Source organism: Streptomyces sp. NPDC058691 (assembly GCF_042714775.1).
GTDB lineage: Bacteria > Actinomycetota > Actinomycetes > Streptomycetales > Streptomycetaceae > Actinacidiphila.
Genome location: NZ_JBHXSO010000031.1, coordinates 77,199 through 93,999 on the forward strand (window position 1 = coordinate 77,199; position 16,801 = coordinate 93,999).

Annotated in this window: 14 protein-coding genes; 8 read left to right on the forward strand and 6 right to left on the reverse strand. The window is 73.9% G+C overall.

All coding sequences use genetic code 11. The annotated features are described in order from the left end of the window. Position 1 precedes the first annotated feature (1 nt). From ACFWVC_RS22500 to trxA, 4 genes are read left to right on the forward strand one after another with little or no spacing between them, the layout of a single operon-like run. A complete protein-coding gene (locus tag ACFWVC_RS22500; protein ID WP_384288722.1) occupies positions 2–973 on the forward strand; it encodes a DnaJ C-terminal domain-containing protein in 972 nt (323 codons plus the stop codon). Next, positions 970–1,383, forward strand: coding sequence for a chaperone modulator CbpM (locus ACFWVC_RS22505; RefSeq protein ID WP_384288725.1), 414 nt, complete (start codon positions 970–972; stop codon positions 1,381–1,383). Before ACFWVC_RS22500 ends, ACFWVC_RS22505 begins: the two co-directional genes overlap by 4 nt. Beyond that, on the forward strand, positions 1,374–4,022 hold the full coding sequence (gene clpB, locus ACFWVC_RS22510; protein ID WP_384288727.1) for an ATP-dependent chaperone ClpB: 2,649 nt from the start codon (positions 1,374–1,376) through the stop codon (positions 4,020–4,022). The genes ACFWVC_RS22505 and clpB overlap by 10 nt, the downstream gene beginning before the upstream one ends. 20 nt (positions 4,023–4,042) lie before the next feature. Further along, complete coding sequence (gene trxA, locus ACFWVC_RS22515) at positions 4,043–4,513, forward strand: thioredoxin (RefSeq protein WP_384288729.1); 471 nt, start codon at positions 4,043–4,045, stop codon at positions 4,511–4,513. A 157-nt stretch (positions 4,514–4,670) separates the two neighbouring features. Here trxA and ACFWVC_RS22520 read toward each other — a convergent pair whose 3' ends face one another. Next, positions 4,671–4,838 (reverse strand): hypothetical protein, encoded by a 168-nt coding sequence (locus tag ACFWVC_RS22520; protein ID WP_384288731.1) that lies wholly within the window; start codon positions 4,836–4,838, stop codon positions 4,671–4,673. Between ACFWVC_RS22520 and ACFWVC_RS22525 the strand changes: the two genes are divergently transcribed. The 3 genes from ACFWVC_RS22525 to ACFWVC_RS22535 all read left to right on the forward strand — a co-directional run bounded on the left by ACFWVC_RS22525 (position 4,837) and on the right by ACFWVC_RS22535 (position 8,905). Further along, on the forward strand, positions 4,837–5,478 hold the full coding sequence (locus ACFWVC_RS22525) for a DUF1707 domain-containing protein (protein ID WP_384288733.1): 642 nt from the start codon (positions 4,837–4,839) through the stop codon (positions 5,476–5,478). The two genes, ACFWVC_RS22520 and ACFWVC_RS22525, sit on opposite strands and share 2 nt — an antisense overlap. A 146-nt stretch (positions 5,479–5,624) precedes the next feature. Beyond that, positions 5,625–6,908, forward strand: coding sequence for a PP2C family protein-serine/threonine phosphatase (locus ACFWVC_RS22530; RefSeq protein ID WP_384288736.1), 1,284 nt, complete (start codon positions 5,625–5,627; stop codon positions 6,906–6,908). 92 nt (positions 6,909–7,000) lie between these two features. Next, positions 7,001–8,905, forward strand: a complete 1,905-nt coding sequence (locus ACFWVC_RS22535) for a Na+/H+ antiporter NhaA (RefSeq protein ID WP_384288739.1) — start codon at positions 7,001–7,003, stop codon at positions 8,903–8,905. 22 nt (positions 8,906–8,927) lie between these two features. Here ACFWVC_RS22535 and ACFWVC_RS22540 read toward each other — a convergent pair whose 3' ends face one another. From ACFWVC_RS22540 to ACFWVC_RS22560, 5 genes are all read right to left on the reverse strand, one after another. Continuing rightward, the gene (locus ACFWVC_RS22540) at positions 8,928–9,848 is read right to left on the reverse strand and encodes a polyphosphate kinase 2 family protein (protein ID WP_384288741.1); all 921 of its coding nucleotides are present in this window, start codon (positions 9,846–9,848) and stop codon (positions 8,928–8,930) included. A gap of 154 nt (positions 9,849–10,002) precedes the next feature. Beyond that, positions 10,003–11,475 (reverse strand): SulP family inorganic anion transporter, encoded by a 1,473-nt coding sequence (locus ACFWVC_RS22545; protein WP_384288743.1) that lies wholly within the window; start codon positions 11,473–11,475, stop codon positions 10,003–10,005. Between the two features lie 110 nt (positions 11,476–11,585). After that, complete coding sequence (locus ACFWVC_RS22550) at positions 11,586–11,978, reverse strand: hypothetical protein (RefSeq protein ID WP_384288745.1); 393 nt, start codon at positions 11,976–11,978, stop codon at positions 11,586–11,588. 107 nt (positions 11,979–12,085) lie between these two features. Beyond that, positions 12,086–14,506 carry a SpoIIE family protein phosphatase gene (locus ACFWVC_RS22555; RefSeq protein ID WP_384288747.1) on the reverse strand — a complete coding sequence of 807 codons (2,421 nt, stop codon included), beginning with the start codon at positions 14,504–14,506 and terminating at the stop codon, positions 12,086–12,088. Positions 14,507–14,586: 80 nt separating this feature from the next. Next, entirely contained in the window at positions 14,587–15,720 is a 1,134-nt protein-coding gene (locus tag ACFWVC_RS22560) for a hypothetical protein (protein WP_384288749.1), read from the reverse strand. Between the two features lie 168 nt (positions 15,721–15,888). On the opposite strand from ACFWVC_RS22560, the gene ACFWVC_RS22565 reads away from it, so the two are divergent. Next, a complete protein-coding gene (locus tag ACFWVC_RS22565) occupies positions 15,889–16,797 on the forward strand; it encodes a hypothetical protein (protein ID WP_384288751.1) in 909 nt (302 codons plus the stop codon). Positions 16,798–16,801: the final 4 nt, after the last annotated feature.

The following is a 16,801-nucleotide window of genomic DNA, read 5'->3' on the forward strand; positions in this document are numbered from 1 at the left end:
GATGGCACGGGACTACTACCAGGTGCTCGGGGTGGCGCGTGACGCGCTCCCCGAGGAGATCCAGCAGGCGTTCCGCTCCCAGGCCCGCAAGTTCCACCCCGACATCAACAAGGACCCGGGGGCGGAGGAGCGCTTCAAGGAGCTCAACGAGGCGTACGGCGTGCTGTCCGACCCCGCCACGCGGCGGCGCTACGACCGCTTCGGCGAGGACTTCCGCCGTATCCCCGAGGACTACGACGAACGCGTGGGCGCGGGCGTCGGGGCCGAGGCGCGGGCCCGCGGCGGCGGTGGCCGGTCCGGCTGGCCCGGCGGCGCAGCAGGCGGGGACAGCGGCCGGGTCCGCTTCGTCTCGGACGCCGGCGAAGGGTTCGAGGGGGTCGACTTCGAGGACCTGTTCGGCGGCATGTTCGGCCGCGGCGCCACCCGGGGACCGGTACCCGGCGCCGACCAGGAGGCCGAGATCCGGCTCGGCGTGGAGGACGCGTACCACGGCGGGAAGCGCGGCATCACCCTCGGCGGGCCGTCCGGGCAGCGGACGTACGACGTCGCGATCCCCCGCGGCGTGACCGACGGCCAGCGCATCCGGCTGGCCGGCCAGGGCGGTCGCGGCAGCGGCGACGCACCGCCGGGCGATCTGTACCTGCGGGTGCGGATCACGCCCGATCCGCGGTTCCGCCTGGAGGGCCGGGACATCCACGTCGTGCTGCCGGTGACGCCCTGGGAGGCGGCGCTCGGCGCCACGGTGCCGGTCCCCACGCCCGGGGGCACCGCCAAGGTGACCGTCCCGGGCGGCTCGTCGAGCGGCCGCAGGCTCCGTCTGCGCGGCGAGGGCATGCCCAACCCGCGCGGCGCCGCAGGCGACCTGTACGCGGAGGTCCGGGTCATGGTGCCGCCCGCTGCCGGTGACCGGGAGCGGGCGCTCTACGAGGAACTGGCCGACGTCTCGTCCTTCGACCCGAGGAAGCAAGGATGACCAGCGATCCGCGGCCCCGAGCCGCCATCCGGCAGCCGGCCCCGGGCGTCCGGGCGGCCGCCCCCGCGCAACGGCCGGGCCTGAACGTCGTCGTGCGCGGAACGGCCATGGTGCCGGTCCGCCGGCTCGACCTGGAGCTCGTCGCACGGCGGTCGGGCCTTCACCCCGACCTTGTGCGCAGGTTCGTCGCCCTCGGCCTGGTCGACGCGGACCGGGACGCCGACGGACGGCTGTGGTTCGCGCCGTCCGTCCCGGCGAAGCTGGCCCGCGTCCAGCGGCTGCGGGCCGGACTGCCCCTCAACTACGCCTCGTTGGGCGTCGTGCTCGACCTGCTCGACCGGATCGCCGAACTCGAGGCCGCCCTGAGGAGGGCGAACGCCGGCTCCAGGAGTGATGAATCGTGGATATGAACCGGCTCACCCAGAAGTCCCAGGAGGCGCTTCAGGAGGCGCAGACGATCGCCGGCCGGCTGCACCAGACCGAGGCCGACGGCGAGCACCTGCTGCTCGCCCTCCTCGACCAGCCGGAAGGGCTCGTGCCCCGGCTGTTCGAGCAGACCGGTGCGCAGGTCGGGGCGTTGCGCAAGGAGCTGTCGGAGGAACTGGCACGCCGCCCCAAAGCGACCGGTCCGGGCGCCACTCCGGGCCAGGTGTACATCACCCAGCGGCTGGCCCGGCTGCTCGACACCGCCGAGCAGGAGGCCAAGCGGCTCAAGGACGAGTACGTGTCCGTGGAGCACCTGGTGCTGGCGCTGGCCGACGAGGGCTCCCGCACCGCCTCGGGACGGCTGCTCAAGGAGCACGGCGTCACCAAGGACGGGTTCCTGACCGCGCTGACCCGGATCCGCGGCAACCAGCGGGTCACCTCTGCCACCCCCGAGGCCTCCTACGAGGCCCTGGAGAAGTACGGCCGCGACCTGGTCGCCGAGGCCCGCGGCGGCAGGATGGACCCCGTCATCGGCAGGGACGCGGAGATCCGCAGGGTCATCCAGATCCTCAGCCGCAAGACGAAGAACAACCCCGTGCTGATCGGTGACCCGGGCGTCGGCAAGACCGCGATCGTGGAGGGGCTGGCACAGCGGATCGTCCGCGGCGACGTCCCCGACGGCCTGCGCGACAAGACGATCTTCTCCCTCGACATGAGCCTGCTGGTGGCGGGCGCCAAGTACCGCGGCGAGTTCGAGGAGCGGCTGCAGGCCGTGCTGAGCGAGGTCAAGGGCGGCGAGGGCCGCATCCTGCTCTTCGTCGACGAACTGCACACGGTGGTCGGCGCGGGCGGCGGATCCGAGGGGGCCATGGACGCCGGGAGCATGCTCAAGCCGATGCTGGCGCGCGGCGAACTGCACATGATCGGCGCCACCACGCTGGAGGAGTACCGCAAGTACGTCGAGTCCGACGCCGCCCTGGAACGCCGCTTCCAGCAGGTGGTCGTGGACGAGCCGAGCGTGGAGGACACCGTGTCCATCCTGCGCGGGCTGCGCGAGCGCCTGGAGGTCTTCCACGGTGTGAAGATCCAGGACACCGCGCTGGTCGCGGCGGCGACGCTGAGCCACCGCTACATCTCCGACCGCTTCCTGCCGGACAAGGCCATCGACCTGGTGGACGAGGCGTGCGCCCGGCTGCGGACCGAGATCGACTCCATGCCGGCCGAACTGGACGGGATCACGCGCCGGGTGACCCGCCTGGAGATCGAGGACGCGGCGCTCGGCAAGGAGACCGACCCGGCCAGCGCCAAGCGCCTGGAGGAGCTGCGCCGCGAACTGTCCGACCTGCGCGCCGAGGCGGACGCGATGCAGGCCCAGTGGGAGGCCGAGCGCCAGGCCATCCGGCGGGTGCAGCAACTGCGCCAGGAGCTGGAGCAGGTCCGGCAGGATGCCGAGGAGGCCGAACGCGCCTACGACCTCAACCGCGCCGCGGAACTGCGCTACGGCACACTCACCGATCTCGAACGGCGGCTGGCCGCCGAGGAGGAGGCGCTCACCGCCAAGCAGGGCGGGAACCGGCTGCTGCGCGAGGTCGTCACCGAGGACGAGATCGCCGAGATCGTCGCGGCCTGGACCGGCATCCCGGTGGCCCGGCTGCAGGAGGGCGAGCGGGAGAAGCTGCTGCGCCTGGACGAGATCCTCACGGAGCGCGTGATCGGGCAGGACGAGGCCGTCGGGCTGGTCACCGACGCCATCATCCGGGCCCGTTCGGGCATCCGGGACCCGCGGCGGCCCATCGGCTCGTTCATCTTCCTCGGCCCGACCGGCGTCGGGAAGACCGAGCTCGCCAAGGCGCTGGCCGCGACGCTCTTCGACACCGAGGAGAACATCGTCCGGCTCGACATGAGCGAGTACCAGGAACGGCACACCGTCAGCAGGCTGGTGGGCGCCCCTCCGGGATACGTCGGCTACGAGGAGGGCGGCCAGCTCACCGAGGCCGTGCGCCGCAAGCCGTACTCCGTGGTCCTCTTCGACGAGATCGAGAAGGCCCACCCCGACGTGTTCAACACCCTGCTCCAGGTGCTCGACGACGGCCGGATCACCGACGCGCAGGGCCGCACCGTCGACTTCCGCAACACCATCGTCATCATGACCTCCAACATCGGCTCGGCCCACCTGCTCGACGGCGTCACGGCCGACGGCGAGGTCAAGCCCGATGCCCGGGCACTGGTGATGGGCGAGCTGCAGAGCCACTTCCGGCCCGAGTTCCTCAACCGCGTCGACGACATCGTGCTGTTCAAGCCGCTCGGCCTGAAGCAGATCGAGCGCATCGTCGAGCTGCAGATCGACGACCTGCGCCGCCGGCTGGCGGAGCGGCAGATCACCGTCGAACTCAGCGACGCCGCCCGCGAGCTGATCGCCGAGCAGGGCTTCGACCCCGTCTACGGCGCCCGGCCGCTGCGCCGGTACATCTCGCACGAGGTGGAGACGCTGGTGGGCCGGGCCCTGATCCGCGGCGACGTGCAGGACGGCGCGACGATCGGGGTGGACGCCCGCGACGGCGAGCTGGTGGTGACCTACGGCGACCGGCCGCAGGTGACCGCCCATGACCGGCTGGCCTCGTGAGCGGGAGGCGGTGAGCGACGATGTCCGTGACGTCCGCGAACCGGAGCACCACGGTCGCCTGTGGCACGTGCGGGCGCACGAACCGCGTGCCGGCGGCGGCGCAGGGGCGTCCCCGCTGCGGCAGTTGCGGCGCCGCGCTGCCGTGGATCGTCGACGCGGGCGACGACGACTTCGCCGAGATCGCCGGGACCACTGGGAATTCCGCGAGGACCGGCCCGGTCGTGCTGGTGGACCTGTGGGCCACCTGGTGCGGTCCTTGCCGCATGGTGAGCCCCGCGCTGGAGCGGGTCGCCCGGCAGCTCGCCGGGCGGATCAAGCTCGTCAAGGTCGACGTCGACCGCGCGCCGGCGATCGCGCAGCGCTTCCAGGTCATGGCGGTGCCGACGCTGGTCCTGCTCGGCCAGGGCGGGGAGATCGCCCGGCGGGCGGGCGCGGCGCCCGACCACGAACTGCGCCGGTGGGTGGAGGAGAGCATCGCGGACCGCGGCTGACGCCGCCCGGCCGGCGGAAGGGGCACTGTCATGGTGAGGCAACCGGGCCCGTGCCGGGCGGTCGGGGTGCGCGCGGCCGGGCGCACGGTCTGATGGACGCCCCGGCCACCCGCGCGCAGGAGGGCAACCTCGTCCGCTCGTCGGGACGGGAGGAAGGTCAGCCGGTGCCGGGCCGGTCGGTGTCCTGGCGGTGACCCTCCCGCCACCGCTCGCCGCAGGCGTCGCGCGCGGCGCCGATGGGCACGACGTCCGGCGCTCGGCCTCCGGCCCACGGTGACGGGCCCGCACACGCCTCCCGGGCGTCCTGCCATAAGGTGCCGGTCATGAGCCATCCGACCCCGTGGGAACCCAAGAGCCCCTTGGAGCAGCGGGCCTCGCACGAGGACCGCGACCGGATATCCGACATCTTGCGGATCGCCGCCGGGGACGGCCGGCTGAGCCTGGAGGAGCTGGAGGAGCGGCTGGAGGCCTGCTACGCGGCCCGCACCTATGCCGACCTCGCCCCACTGGTGGCCGACCTCCCCGGCCAGGCGCTGGTGCGGCAGCCGCCGCAGCCGCCCCGGCCGAAGGACGTCGTGCGGACCAAGCGGGTGGGCGGGAACCTCCGCTGCGAGGGGACCTGGCTGGTGCCGAAGAGGCTGGAGGCGGAGGTGCGCGGCGGCAGTGTGGTCCTCGACTTCACCTCCGCCACCGTCACCGAACCGGTCACCGAGGTCCACGTGACCCTGCGCGGCGGCAATCTGCGGCTGATCGTCCCGGCGGGCCACTACGTGGACGCCGCCGGGGTCGAGATCCGCGGCGGCTCCGTGGCGCGCCGCCGCGCGGCAGACCAGGAACCGGACGCCCCGGTCGTGCACCGGATCGTCGTCACCGGGCGCATCGTCGGCGGCAGCGTGGTGATCGTCCCGCCGCGCCCCCCGCGCCGTCCGGGCAGGCTCCGCAGGATGCTGGGCCGCGGCCGGTAGACGGCGGCTCCACGGCCGGACCATGATCTTTTCCGCGGCCAGGGAGCGGTCGGGCGTACATTCGACATATGGGACAGCCAACCGCCGGCGCACGGCCGCCGGCGCGAGAAGCGGGGCTCCGGGTCCTCTGACGCCATGGGACCGCAATGAGGAGCAGCTTCTGGCGCCGTATCCGGTGGCACCCGCCGCAGGGGACCGCCTCACCGGGCACGCGGAGCGCGACCACCTGGCGGATGCTGGTGACGCAGGGCCCCGGGCCGCTCGTGCTCGCGCTGGTGATGATCGCAGGCATCGTCATCGCCGGATTGGTCGTGCCCACCACGCAGCATCTCGCCTCGCTGATGGCGGTCGTCCCGGCGACGACGGCCGCGCTGGCGGGGCCGCGGCTGACCACGGTGATCGCCGGGCTGTCGTGCGTCGCCGCGTTCGCGCTGGACGCCCACGACGGACTGCTGAACACCTCCATCCCCGCCGTGCATCTGGCCGAGATCACCCTCATCTCCGCGTTCGTCATCGCCTCGCGGAGCATCCGCGACCGCAGCGTGCGAGAGCTGACCGAGGTGCGGATCGTCTCCGACACCATCCAGCGGGTGCTGCTGCGGCCACTGCCCCCGCACATCGGACAGCTGCGCATCCGGGCCACGTATCACGCCTCTCATCCGCACGCGCAGATCGGCGGCGACCTCTATGCGGTGGCCAAGAGCGCGGCCGGGGTCCGCATCCTCATAGGCGACGTCAGGGGCAAGGGCCTGCCGGCGATCGAGGACGCGGAGGCGCTGCTGGGGGCGTTCCGCGCCGGCGCCCGCAGGACGCGATCGTTGACGGAGCTGATGGCCGAGCTGGAGTTCAGCGTGCGCAGCCACTTCGAGGAGGCGGGCCTGTCGGACGCCGACGCCGTGGAGCGTTTCATCACGGCCCTGCTCCTGGAGGTGCCGGACGAGGGTGACATGGTCCGGGTGGTCAACTGCGGCCATCCACCGCCCTACCTGGCCCACGGGACGGACACCCTGCTGCTGGCACCCGCGGTGCCGTCTCCGCCGCTCGGCCTCAACAGCCTCAGCTCCGACGACTACGAGGTGGACACGTTCTCCTTCTCCCGCCGGGCGACTCTCCTGCTCTACACCGACGGCGCGATCGAGGCCCGCGACTCCGACGGCCGGTTCTACGACCTCGGGGCACGCGTCGCCGCCTGGCCGGGCTCCCAGCCGGAGGACCTGCTGCGGCACGTACTGGACGGCCTCTCCCGCCATGTCGGGGGCGGCGGCACCATGGAGCTGGACGACGACATCGCGCTGATCGCCGTCCAGTACGGCGACGACCTGCCCGCCCCCGGCGCCGCCCCGGCCGCCGAGGCCCTGGCCGGAGGCCGCACGTCCTTCAGCGGTCCCGACGCCCGGGCGGTTCCCCGGCGGGGAACAGGACCGGGCTGATCAAGTGGCGGGTCCGGCCCGGCCCGGTCCGGCCCGGTCCGTCCTGGCCGGAAGGACAGGCCGCCGCCCGCGGCACGTGCCAGGATGACCGCGTGAGTGCCTTCTCGTCCCTGCGGGCATCGGGGCAGACACCCCGCAGCCCGGGCACGTCCGCGCCGCTGCTGCGGTTCCTGCGGACCGAGACGGCGAGCGCGGCCTATCTGCTCGCCGCCACGATCCTCGCCCTGCTCTGGGCGAACGCGGCGCCGGGGAGCTACACGTCGTTCTGGCACACCCACCTGTCGCTGGCCCTGGGGTCCCACGCGGTGTCCCTGGACCTGCGCGAGTGGGTCAACAGCGGCCTGATGACGCTGTTCTTCTTCATCGTGGGCCTGGAGACCCGGCGCGAGTTCGACCTCGGCGAGTTCCGCGAGCGCATGCGGATCACGCTGCCGACGGCAGCGGGACTGGCCGGGATGCTGGTGCCGCTCGCCGTCTACCTCGCCTTCACGCACGACACCCACGGCGCGCGCGGCTGGGGCACGGTGATCTCCACGGACACCGCGTTCGCCCTGGGGATGTACGCCCTGGTGGGACGGCGGCTGCCGGCCGCGACGCGGGCCTTCGTGCTGACGACCTCCGTGGTCGACGACTTCGTCGCGCTCGCCGTCATCGCGATCGCCTACACCAGCGGCGTCTCCTGGCCGGCGCTGTTCGCCGCGATCGCCCTGTTCGCCGTGGGCACCTGGATCGCCAACTCCGTGGTGCGGGTCTGCGGCGAGTGGCGCGGCGCCGCGTACGCGCTGACCGGTCTCGCCGTCTGGTTCGCCATGCTGGCGTCGGGCGTGGACCCGGTCGTGACGGGCCTGGCGCTGGGCCTCATGGCCTGCGACCACCCGGCACGCGGAGCGGACCTGCGCCGGGCCAGCCTGCTCTACCTGCGGTTCCGGGAGCAGCCGACGCCGGGCCTGGAACGTTCGGCGCGCCGCGGCCTGGCGATGTCGGTGTCGCTGAACGCACGCTTGCAGCAGTTGTTCCACCCCTGGACCAGCTATGTGATCGTCCCGGTCTTCGCCCTGGCCAACGCGGGCATCACCGTGAACGCCTCCCAGTTGTCAGCCGCCTTCACCTCGGCCATCACCCTGGGCATCATCGCCGCCTATGTGATCGGCAAACCGCTCGGCATGGTGGGCGGCTCCGCGCTGACGACGTGGCTGAGCCGGGGGCGCCTGCGCCCGCCGGTCGGCTGGGGCGCGGTGGCGGTCGGCGGGACCATCTCCGGCATCGGCTTCACGATCGCGCTGCTCATCGCCAACCGGGCCTTCGAAGGGCGGCAACTCGCCGAGGCCAAGATCGGCATCCTTTGCGCCGTGCTCCTCGCCTTCGTCCTGACCTGGCTCGTCACGCTCGTACTGTCCCGGCTGCCCCGGGCCCGGCGGCGCCGGGCGCTGCTCGGAAAGGCGCAGCAGCTGGAGGACCTGGCCGAGCCCGTGGACCCCGGACGGGACCACATCCGCGGTCCCCACGACGCCATGGTGACCGTCGTCGAGTACGGCGACTTTGAATGCCCCTACTGCGGGGAGGCGGAGCCGGTCATCCGCGACCTCCTCGCGGACTTCGGCGACGTCCGGTACGTCTGGCGGCATCTGCCGCTCTCCGATGTGCACCCGAACGCGGTGCTGGCGGCCCGCGCCACGGAGGCCGCCGCGGTCCAGGAGCGCTTCTGGGAGATGCACGACCAGATCTTCGCCCACCCCCAGTCGCTGGACGGCCAGGGCCTCGTCCGGCTCGCCACCGCGATCGAACTCGACATGGAGCGCTTCCGCCGCGACCTGGACGCCCGCCCCGTCGCGGTGCGGGTCGCGGAGGACGCCGAGTCCGCCGACCTCAGCAATGTCTCGGGGACGCCCACGTTCTTCATCAACGGCCGCCGCCACTACGGCGCGTACGACATCGAGACGCTGTCGGCCGCGGTTCGCACCGCCCTGGAGCGCGCCAAGACACTCCGGCACTACTGAGGCCGCCCCCGAGGCCCGCCGCCTACCGTCCGGCCGGGGTGCCCTCGGGGCCCTCCGCCTCCAGTTCCCGCCTGGCGGCGAGGAGTTCCTCGCGGACCTCGGCGCCGACCGTCGGGTAATGGGGGTCGATCTCGATCAGCGTGTGCGCGAGCACGGCCGCCGCGCAGATACGCGCGAACCACTTCCGGTCCGCCGGCACGACGTACCAGGGCGCCCAGGTGGTGCTGGTGGCCGACAGCATCTCGGAGAACGCCTCCTGGTACTCGTCCCAGTGGCGCCGCTCCCTGACGTCGGCCGCGGAGAACTTCCAGTTCTTCTCCGGCAGGTCGATGCGCTTGAGGAAGCGGGCGCGCTGCTCCTCCTTGGAGAGGTTCAGGAAGACCTTGACCACCTTGAAGCCGTTGTCGGTGAGATAGCGCTCCCAGTCGTTGATCTCCCGGTAGCGGCGCTTCCACAGCGCCTTGCCGTGCGGGGCGCCCGGCAGCCGCTGGCGGTCGAGGACCTCCGGGTGCACCCGTACGACGAGGACCTCCTCGTAGTGCGAGCGGTTGAAGATCGCGATGTCCCCGCGGGCCGGCAGCCTGCGGGCGTAGCGCCACAGGTAGTCGTGGTCCAGCTCCTCGGCGGAGGGCACCTTGAAGCTGCTGACCTTCACCCCCTGCGGATTGACACCGCTCATGACGTGGCGGATCGTCCCGTCCTTGCCCCCGGCGTCCAGCGCCTGGAGGCACAGCAGCACGCCGTAGGTGTCCTGGGCGGCGAGCCGCGCCTGGTACTCGGCGAGCAGTGCCACGCCCGCCTTCAGCAGTTCCACGCCCTCCGGCTTGGTCAGGTGGGCCTTGTAGCGCGGGTCGAAGTCCTCGGCGAGGTCCACCTTCGACCCCGGCTTCACACGCAGCGGCTCGATGAACTCCGCAATGCGCCGGGCACTTGTGTCGGCCATCGCGGCCACCCTTTCCTTCCTGCTCCCCTTGCGCTCCCTGTCCGCCCGCTTCCCACGGGTCGCGGCGGGCGTCGCGGGAGTACCGCAACGCTCCGCCGCCGCGTCTGCCGCGTCAACCGCACCACGGCCGTTCGCCTGACCCGCGGGGCACCGGTCAGATGGCGGGTGCCGGCCGTACGGCGGCCGTCCCGGGGGCGGTACGGGTCTCCGCCCAGGAGCGCAGGGCGACGCTGCTGGCGTGGTCCCGGTGGCGCAGTCCCGTCAGGTCCAGCTCGACGGGCCGGTGCGCCGGCAAGGCCTCCAGGACGTCGAGCATCTTCGGCAGGCGCAGGAAGGTGGCGTTCCCGCTGAGCCGCACGGTGATGGCGCCCTGGCCGCGGTCGGTGACGGCCACGTGCACGTGCGAGATCTCCCAGGCCGTCTTGGCGATCGCGAGCCCCAGCCCGATGATCACGCCCTCGAACATGTTCACCGTCACGATGGCCGTGACGGTCACCGCCAGTACGACGGCCTCGCCCCGGTGCGCGGGCCACAGGGCCCGCAGCTGGGCGAGGGGCAGCAGTTTGACGCCCGCGTGCACCAGGACACCGGCCAGCGCCGCGAGCGGGATGTACCCGAGGACGGCCGGGAGCAGTGCGGCGAACAGCAGCAGCCACACTCCGTGCAGGACGCGGGAGGCCTTCGTCCGGGCCCCGGCGTGCACATTGGCCGAGCTGCGCACGATGACGGCCGTCAGCGGGAGCGCCCCCAGCAGCCCGCACACGGTGTTGCCCGCGCCCTGGGCCACGAGTTCCTTGTTGTAGCGGGTGCGCGGCCCGTCGTGCAGACGGTCCACCGCCGCCGCGCTGAACAGGCTCTCCGCGGAGGCGATGAGGGTGAACGCCACGACGGTGCCGAGCACTTCGAGCGAGGCGAGCCCGCCGAGGGCATCCGCGCCGGGCAGCCGCAGCGCGTCCGCCAGTCCCCGGACCTGAACGGTCTTCAGCGGCAGGTGCAGCAGCGCCGCGGCCGCCGTGGCGCCGGCCACCGCCACGAGCGCCCCCGGCACCAGCCGGGCCCTGGCCGGCAGCCGCTGCCACAGCACGATGACCGCGATCGTCCCCGCCCCCACGGCCAGGGCCGACAGGGCCCTAGGTTCGGTCGCCACGTGGGCGACCAGGCCGGGCAGACCGGTGACCTTGCCGGTGCCGGAGGCGGGGGCCTCGTGGTCGGCCATGGCGTACAGCTGCCCGAGGATGATGACCAGGCCGATGCCGCCGAGCATGCCCTCGACCACCGACACCGAGATCGCCCGGAACCACCGGCCCAGGCCCGCCGCGCCCAGGACGAGTTGCAGCACGCCGGTGGCGAGGACGATGACGCCGAGCGCGGCCACGCCGTGCTCCCGCACGGCCTCGTACACGAGCACGGTGAGGCCCGCGGCCGGTCCGCTGACCTGGAGGCTGCTGCCCGGCAGCAGGCCGGTCACCAGGCCGCCGACGATGCCGGTGACCAGACCCAGTTCGGCGGGGACGCCGGAGGCCACGGCGACGCCCACGCACAGCGGCAGGGCGACGAGGAAGACGACGAGCGAGGCGGTGAGATCGGTGCGCAGGGCGCGGGTGACGGACAGGACGGCAGGAGGCATGGCGTGCACCTTCGTTGCGGAACGTGGACAGGGAGCACCGGGCCGCGAGGGCCGGGCGGACACCGGGGACGGGACGCGTCCCCTGGCGGGGGCGAGGGGCCCCGGCCCTGTCAGCAGCGCGGAACGGGCTGCGGCGAAGGAGCGTTCGGCGGTTGATCTGCGGCAGCGGCGGCATGGACGCCGCCTTCGGGCACGGCGGCCGGAGGGCCGTCGTCGTGTGTCACGGCCGTCGCGAGGTCGCGCACGGCGTGCCCGTGGCGGGAGTGCGGGGCGGCGACGCGGCAGGAGTCGGGGCCACCCCCGTGGTGCCCGCCGTCGGCCGGGACGGCCAGTGGCTGGAGGGGAGCGCACGCGGGCACGGCGCACCGGCCGGGCCCCGGGGAGGACGCGTGGGCGCCCGCGGGTGTGAAGGCCGCGTGCAGGAGCGCGAGGAGGGCCACCAGGACCGCCGCACACCACATGCCGCGCCGCGTCGGGCGGCGGGCGCCGGCGACAGGCCGCATGCAGACCCCCTCGTGTTGCTCCTACGAGGGAACCCCCCGGCCCCGTGAAACCGGGGGCGCCCGGGGCGTGCGTCCGCGCGTTTCACCCGCAATGGTGAACGGCGCGGTCACCGCGCGGCGTCCCCCAGGGGCTGTTCCGCCCAGATCGTCTTGCCGGTGTCCGTGTAGCGGCTCCCCCAGCGGCTGGAGAGCTGCGCGATCAGGAACAGGCCGCGCCCTCCCTCGTCGGACAGACGCGCCCGGCGCAGCCGCGGCTGGGTCTGGCTGGCGTCGGACACCTCGCAGACCAGGTTCTCGTCGCGGATCAGGCGCAGCCCCACGGGGGCGCTGCCGTAGCGGATGGCGTTGGTGACGAGTTCGCTGGTGATCAGCTCCGTGGGGAACGCCAGGTGCGTCAGGTTCCAGCGCTCCAGCTGAGCCTCCACCGCCGTGCGGGCCTCGGCGACCACCGCGGGATCGGCGGGGAACCGCCAGGTGGCCACGGCGCCGGGGGGCAGCGGTCGCATGCGGGCGACGAGCAGGGTCACGTCGTCGTCGGGCGGCCCGGGCAGCAGGTCGTCCAGGAGCGCGCGGCCGGTGCGCGTGGGCGTGGTGGTCTGCGCCGCGTCGGCGGCGAGCACCGTGCGCACGCGGGCCAGGCGCTCCGCCGGGGTTCCGTCCGGCTGCGACAGCAGCGGCAGGTTGTAGAAGGCGAGCATGCTGTCCGGCGGGATCTCGAAGCCCACCGGCTCGAAAGGCAGGCTGTCCACGCCGAGCGGCGGCCCGGGTTTGACGCCGACGACCTCGGCGGGGGCTCCGGGGGCGGCGAAGACCGGCGGCGGGTGCCCGGCGCTGGCCATCTCGCAGCGGCCCGCCACGGGGTCGTACACGCAGTACAGGCACGTCGCCCCGGTAGCCGAGGGCGGGGCGTCCCCGGGTCCGTCCTCGGGCGGCGGCTCCACGTCGCCGAGCCGCACCACCAGGTCGTCCAGGTGGGCGAGAAGCTCGCCGGGCGGCAGGTCGAGGTCCCCCAGCGTCTGCACGGCGGTGCGGAGCCGCCCCATGGTGGCCGCCGCGTTGAGGCCGTGGCCGGTCACGTCGCCGATGACGAACGCCAGCCGCGAGGAGGACAGCGGTATGACGTCGAACCAGGCACCGCCGACCCCTTCGGTGCTGCCGGCCGGGACATAGCTGCCGGCGGTCCGCGCCGCGCGGGTCTCGGTGACGGCCGGCGGCAGCAGGCTGCGTTGCAGTGCCTCGACGGTGCGGTGCTCACGGGTGTAGCGGCGGGCGTTGTCCAGGCCGAGGGCGGCCCGCGAGGCGATCTCCTGTGCGAGGGCGGCGTCGTCGTGACCGAAGGGGGCGACCGCGCCGGTGCGCCAGAGCATCAAGGTGCCCAGCACCAGTCCGCGAGCGCTCAGCGGCACTATGAGGAAGGATTCGGCGGCCTCCGGCAGCAGCACCTGGGCCTCTTCGGAGGCGAGGACCGGGCCGGCCCGCCACCGGGCCAGTTCCGGCTGGAGTCCGGCCGTGCCCAGGCGGACGTGCTCCTCCGCCAGGGAGGGCACGTCGAACGTGGCACCGAGCGGGTGGATGTCGGGCGGCCAGCGCCCGTCGGCGGATGCGACCGCGACCCGCTGGAAGCCCGCTCCAGGCCCTGCCTCGCCGGGCTCCTGGCCGATCAGGACACCCTGTGTGAGGTCCACGGCCGCCAAGCCGGCGAACCCCCTCGACACCAGGACGTCCGCCAGCTCCCTGGCGACGGTGGAGACGGCCAGGCTGCGGCCGATGTGTTCGGCGGCGGCCTGCAGCAGCGACATGCGCTCCCGCGCCGCGTGCTCCTGTGTGACGTCGGTGAAGACGACCGCGACGCCGATGGGGCGGCCCATGGCCGTGTGCAGCCGGAAGGCGGAGAACGACTGCGCGCGCTCCCGCCCGGGCGCGCTCCGCAGCCGGGCGCTGTGCACCCAGTCGACCATCGGCTCCCCGGTCTCCGCCACCCGCTGCAGCTGCCGGCGCACCGCCTCGGCGTCCGCGGGGATCAGTTCCTCCTCGACGCCGCGGCTGAACGCCGCCGCCTCGTCGCCCTCCACGGGCACATGGCCCAGGGGGTGCGGGGCGAGATTGAGGCGGGTCGTCGTCAGATCCATGCCGTGGATGGCCAGCCCCACCTGCTGCTGCCGGAAGAGCGCCCTGACCAGTGCCTCGTCCTCCTGGCGGCGGAGGGCGAGGGGCAGGGGCGTGATGTTCAAGAGGAGTCCTTCGCCGCCGGGTGCCAGCATGCGTCGCGACTCCATGCACACCATGACCGTCGTGCCGTCCTGGTGGCGCAGTCCCAGATCGGCGTGCGACCCCGCCAGGGGCCACTGGGCGGAGTCGGCGAGCAGATCGGCGACCTGACGGCCGCACAGGGCTTCGGGTGGCAGGCCTATGAGTTCGCGTACCGCCTCGCTGCACATGACGACGCGGCCGTGCCCGTCGACCACGAGCACGGCGCCGCTGTGGTGCGGCGGCTCGAGATTGCGGAGGTCGGTGTGGTGCGTGCCCATGCGCCCGCTTTCCTGGACTTCCCTCCCATTCAAACCCCCGGGTGCCGCCGCGCGCATCGCCACCCGGTCGGCGAAGGGGCTCAGGAGGCGGGCCGGCCGGTGACGCCGACGGGCCCGGAGGCGGTGACGGCACCCCTGAGCGTGACCCTGCCGGGCTCGAGCCGGTCGACGCCGGGGGCGCGCGGGTCGGCGGCCCGGGAGAGCAGCGCGGCGAGGTCGCCCGCGCCGACGGGAGCGGGGGCGTCGCCGACGCTCCAGGCGGCGGGCCCGCCGAAGACGGCGTCCTCGACGGCGCGCAGCCACCCGGCGAGGCGGCGCCGCGTCGGGGCGCCCGCGCGCCCGTGGACGGCCGGGGAGAGCAGGGGACGGGTCCAGGCGTGGAGCGTGTCCAACGGTCCGCCGGCCAGGACCTCGGGGCCGCCGGCGCGGCCGATCATGAGCAGTGGTGCGCCGTGCTCGATCCGCCACACCTGGGCCCGGATGCCGGCCGCAGGCAGCACGGCGCGCGCCGCCCGGCCGGTGAGGCCCGGCGCCGCGTCGTCCAGCCCGGCGAGCCACCCCGCGAGGTCGCCGGCGGTCGCGACCGGCCTGCGCTCCAGGGCGGCGGGGCGGGCGAGCAGGGCGGTGTCCTCGGCGAGGGCCTGCGGACGGGAGGTGACCAGCAGCCGGTCGCCGGGCGGACGGACACTGCCCGGCGCGGGTTCGGCGTCGAGGCTCTCCAGGGCGACGAGGACCGTGCCGGCGCGGTGGTGGAGGGTGACGGCCAGCGGTTCCGCGAGGGGCGTGCCCGGCCATGCCCGGCGCGGAACGGGGACGGGGAGCAGCGGGGACAGCCCGTGCAGCCAGTCGTCGAGGGCCGCCGGGGAGGCCACCGGCGCACTGAGGCGTACGCTTCCGGCGCGTTCGCCGGAGGGCGTCACCCGTAGTGCGTCGGCGCCCGCGCGGCCCTCGACCAGGTACTCCACCACCGGCTCGTCCTGCCGCGCCCCACGGCGGGTGGTGGCCCGCAGGGCGTCCACTCCCCGCCCGGCGAGGAAGGGCGCCAGGCCGTCGACGTCCGCGGCCTCGTGGATCACGGCCCCGTAGTCGGGGAAGACCGGCCCGCTCCTCACGGTGTAACCGGCCACCGCCTCGCCCAGGAGCAGCCGTTGCACGCCCCCGAGCCAGGCCGCCAGATCCCCCGAACCCGCGCGCCACAGCAGTGGATCCACCATCGGGCCTCCCCCTCTCCGCCGTTTCCGGGGCACATTAACCACGCGGTTCGTACGGAACGTCAACCTCCGGCACCTGGTGTCCCGCGACGGGGGGCGCATGGTCGCACGGCAGGGTGCTCCAAGGGCGCAGCCGTATGCAGAGAGCGCACGGAGGCCTACTGTGCGCACATGCCAGCAACCCCGCTAGAGCGCGCCGAGTACTTCGTGTGGCTGACCGCACGCGTGCTCGACCAGCGCAGGTTCGCGTACCACTTCAGGAACGGGCCGGCGGACGCGGTGGAGTCCGCGCTGACCGCGTACCGCAACGACGACGAGGGATTCGGCCACGCGCTGGAGCCCGACCTGCGCGGCCCGGTGAGCCAGCCGCTGCACGTCGCCCGCGCCCTGCGCGTGCTCGACGAGATCGGCAGGTGCGGCAGCCAGCGCGCCGAGCGGATCTGCCGCTACCTGACCGCCGTCTCCACCCCGGAGGGCGCGCTGCCGGCCGTGCACCCTTCGCTGCGCGGCTACCCGGCCGCCCCCTGGCTGCCCACGGTGGACGACCCGCCGGGCGATCTGCTGGCGACCGCGCCGGTGGTCGGGACGCTGCACCGCAACGGGGTGTGGCACGCCTGGCTCTTCCGGGCGACGGACTTCTGCTGGGAGGCGATCGACGCGCTGGACAAGACCCATCCGTACGAGGTCGTGGCGGCCCTGGCGTTCCTGGACAACGCGCCGGACCGGATGCGGGCCCGGGAGGCGGCCTCGCGGCTGGGACGCCTGGTGCGTGAGCAGCGCCTCGTCGTCCTCGACCCGCGGCGCTCGGGGGACGAGCCCGTCCCGTCCGGCTACGCGCCCGGCGAGCACCACTTCGCGTACGACTACGCCACCGGCCCGGACTCCCTCGCCCGCCAGTGGTTCTCCGACGCCGAGACGGACGCGGCGCTGGACTTCCTCGCGGCGGAGCAGCGGGAGGACGGCGGCTGGCCGATCCGGTGGCAGGAGTGGGCGCCGGGGACGGCGCTGGAGTGGCGGCCGGTCGTCACCGTCGACGCGTTGCGGACGCTGCGGGCGTACGGCCGGTCCCTCGACGGCTGAGGCG

Bases quoted from the DNA above. Each gene is read 5' to 3' on its own strand.
- ACFWVC_RS22500 (WP_384288722.1), top strand. From the start codon at position 2: ATGGCACGGGACTACTACCAGGTGCTCGGGGTGGCGCGTGACGCGCTC.
- ACFWVC_RS22505 (WP_384288725.1), top strand. From the start codon at position 970: ATGACCAGCGATCCGCGGCCCCGAGCCGCCATCCGGCAGCCGGCCCCG.
- trxA (WP_384288729.1), top strand. From the start codon at position 4,043: ATGTCCGTGACGTCCGCGAACCGGAGCACCACGGTCGCCTGTGGCACG.
- ACFWVC_RS22525 (WP_384288733.1), top strand. From the start codon at position 4,837: ATGAGCCATCCGACCCCGTGGGAACCCAAGAGCCCCTTGGAGCAGCGG.
- ACFWVC_RS22520 (WP_384288731.1), bottom strand. From the start codon at position 4,838: ATGACCGGCACCTTATGGCAGGACGCCCGGGAGGCGTGTGCGGGCCCG.
- ACFWVC_RS22530 (WP_384288736.1), top strand. From the start codon at position 5,625: ATGAGGAGCAGCTTCTGGCGCCGTATCCGGTGGCACCCGCCGCAGGGG.
- ACFWVC_RS22540 (WP_384288741.1), bottom strand. From the start codon at position 9,848: ATGGCCGACACAAGTGCCCGGCGCATTGCGGAGTTCATCGAGCCGCTG.
- ACFWVC_RS22545 (WP_384288743.1), bottom strand. From the start codon at position 11,475: ATGCCTCCTGCCGTCCTGTCCGTCACCCGCGCCCTGCGCACCGATCTC.
- ACFWVC_RS22550 (WP_384288745.1), bottom strand. From the start codon at position 11,978: ATGCGGCCTGTCGCCGGCGCCCGCCGCCCGACGCGGCGCGGCATGTGG.
- ACFWVC_RS22555 (WP_384288747.1), bottom strand. From the start codon at position 14,506: ATGGGCACGCACCACACCGACCTCCGCAATCTCGAGCCGCCGCACCAC.
- ACFWVC_RS22560 (WP_384288749.1), bottom strand. From the start codon at position 15,720: ATGGTGGATCCACTGCTGTGGCGCGCGGGTTCGGGGGATCTGGCGGCC.
- ACFWVC_RS22565 (WP_384288751.1), top strand. From the start codon at position 15,889: ATGCCAGCAACCCCGCTAGAGCGCGCCGAGTACTTCGTGTGGCTGACC.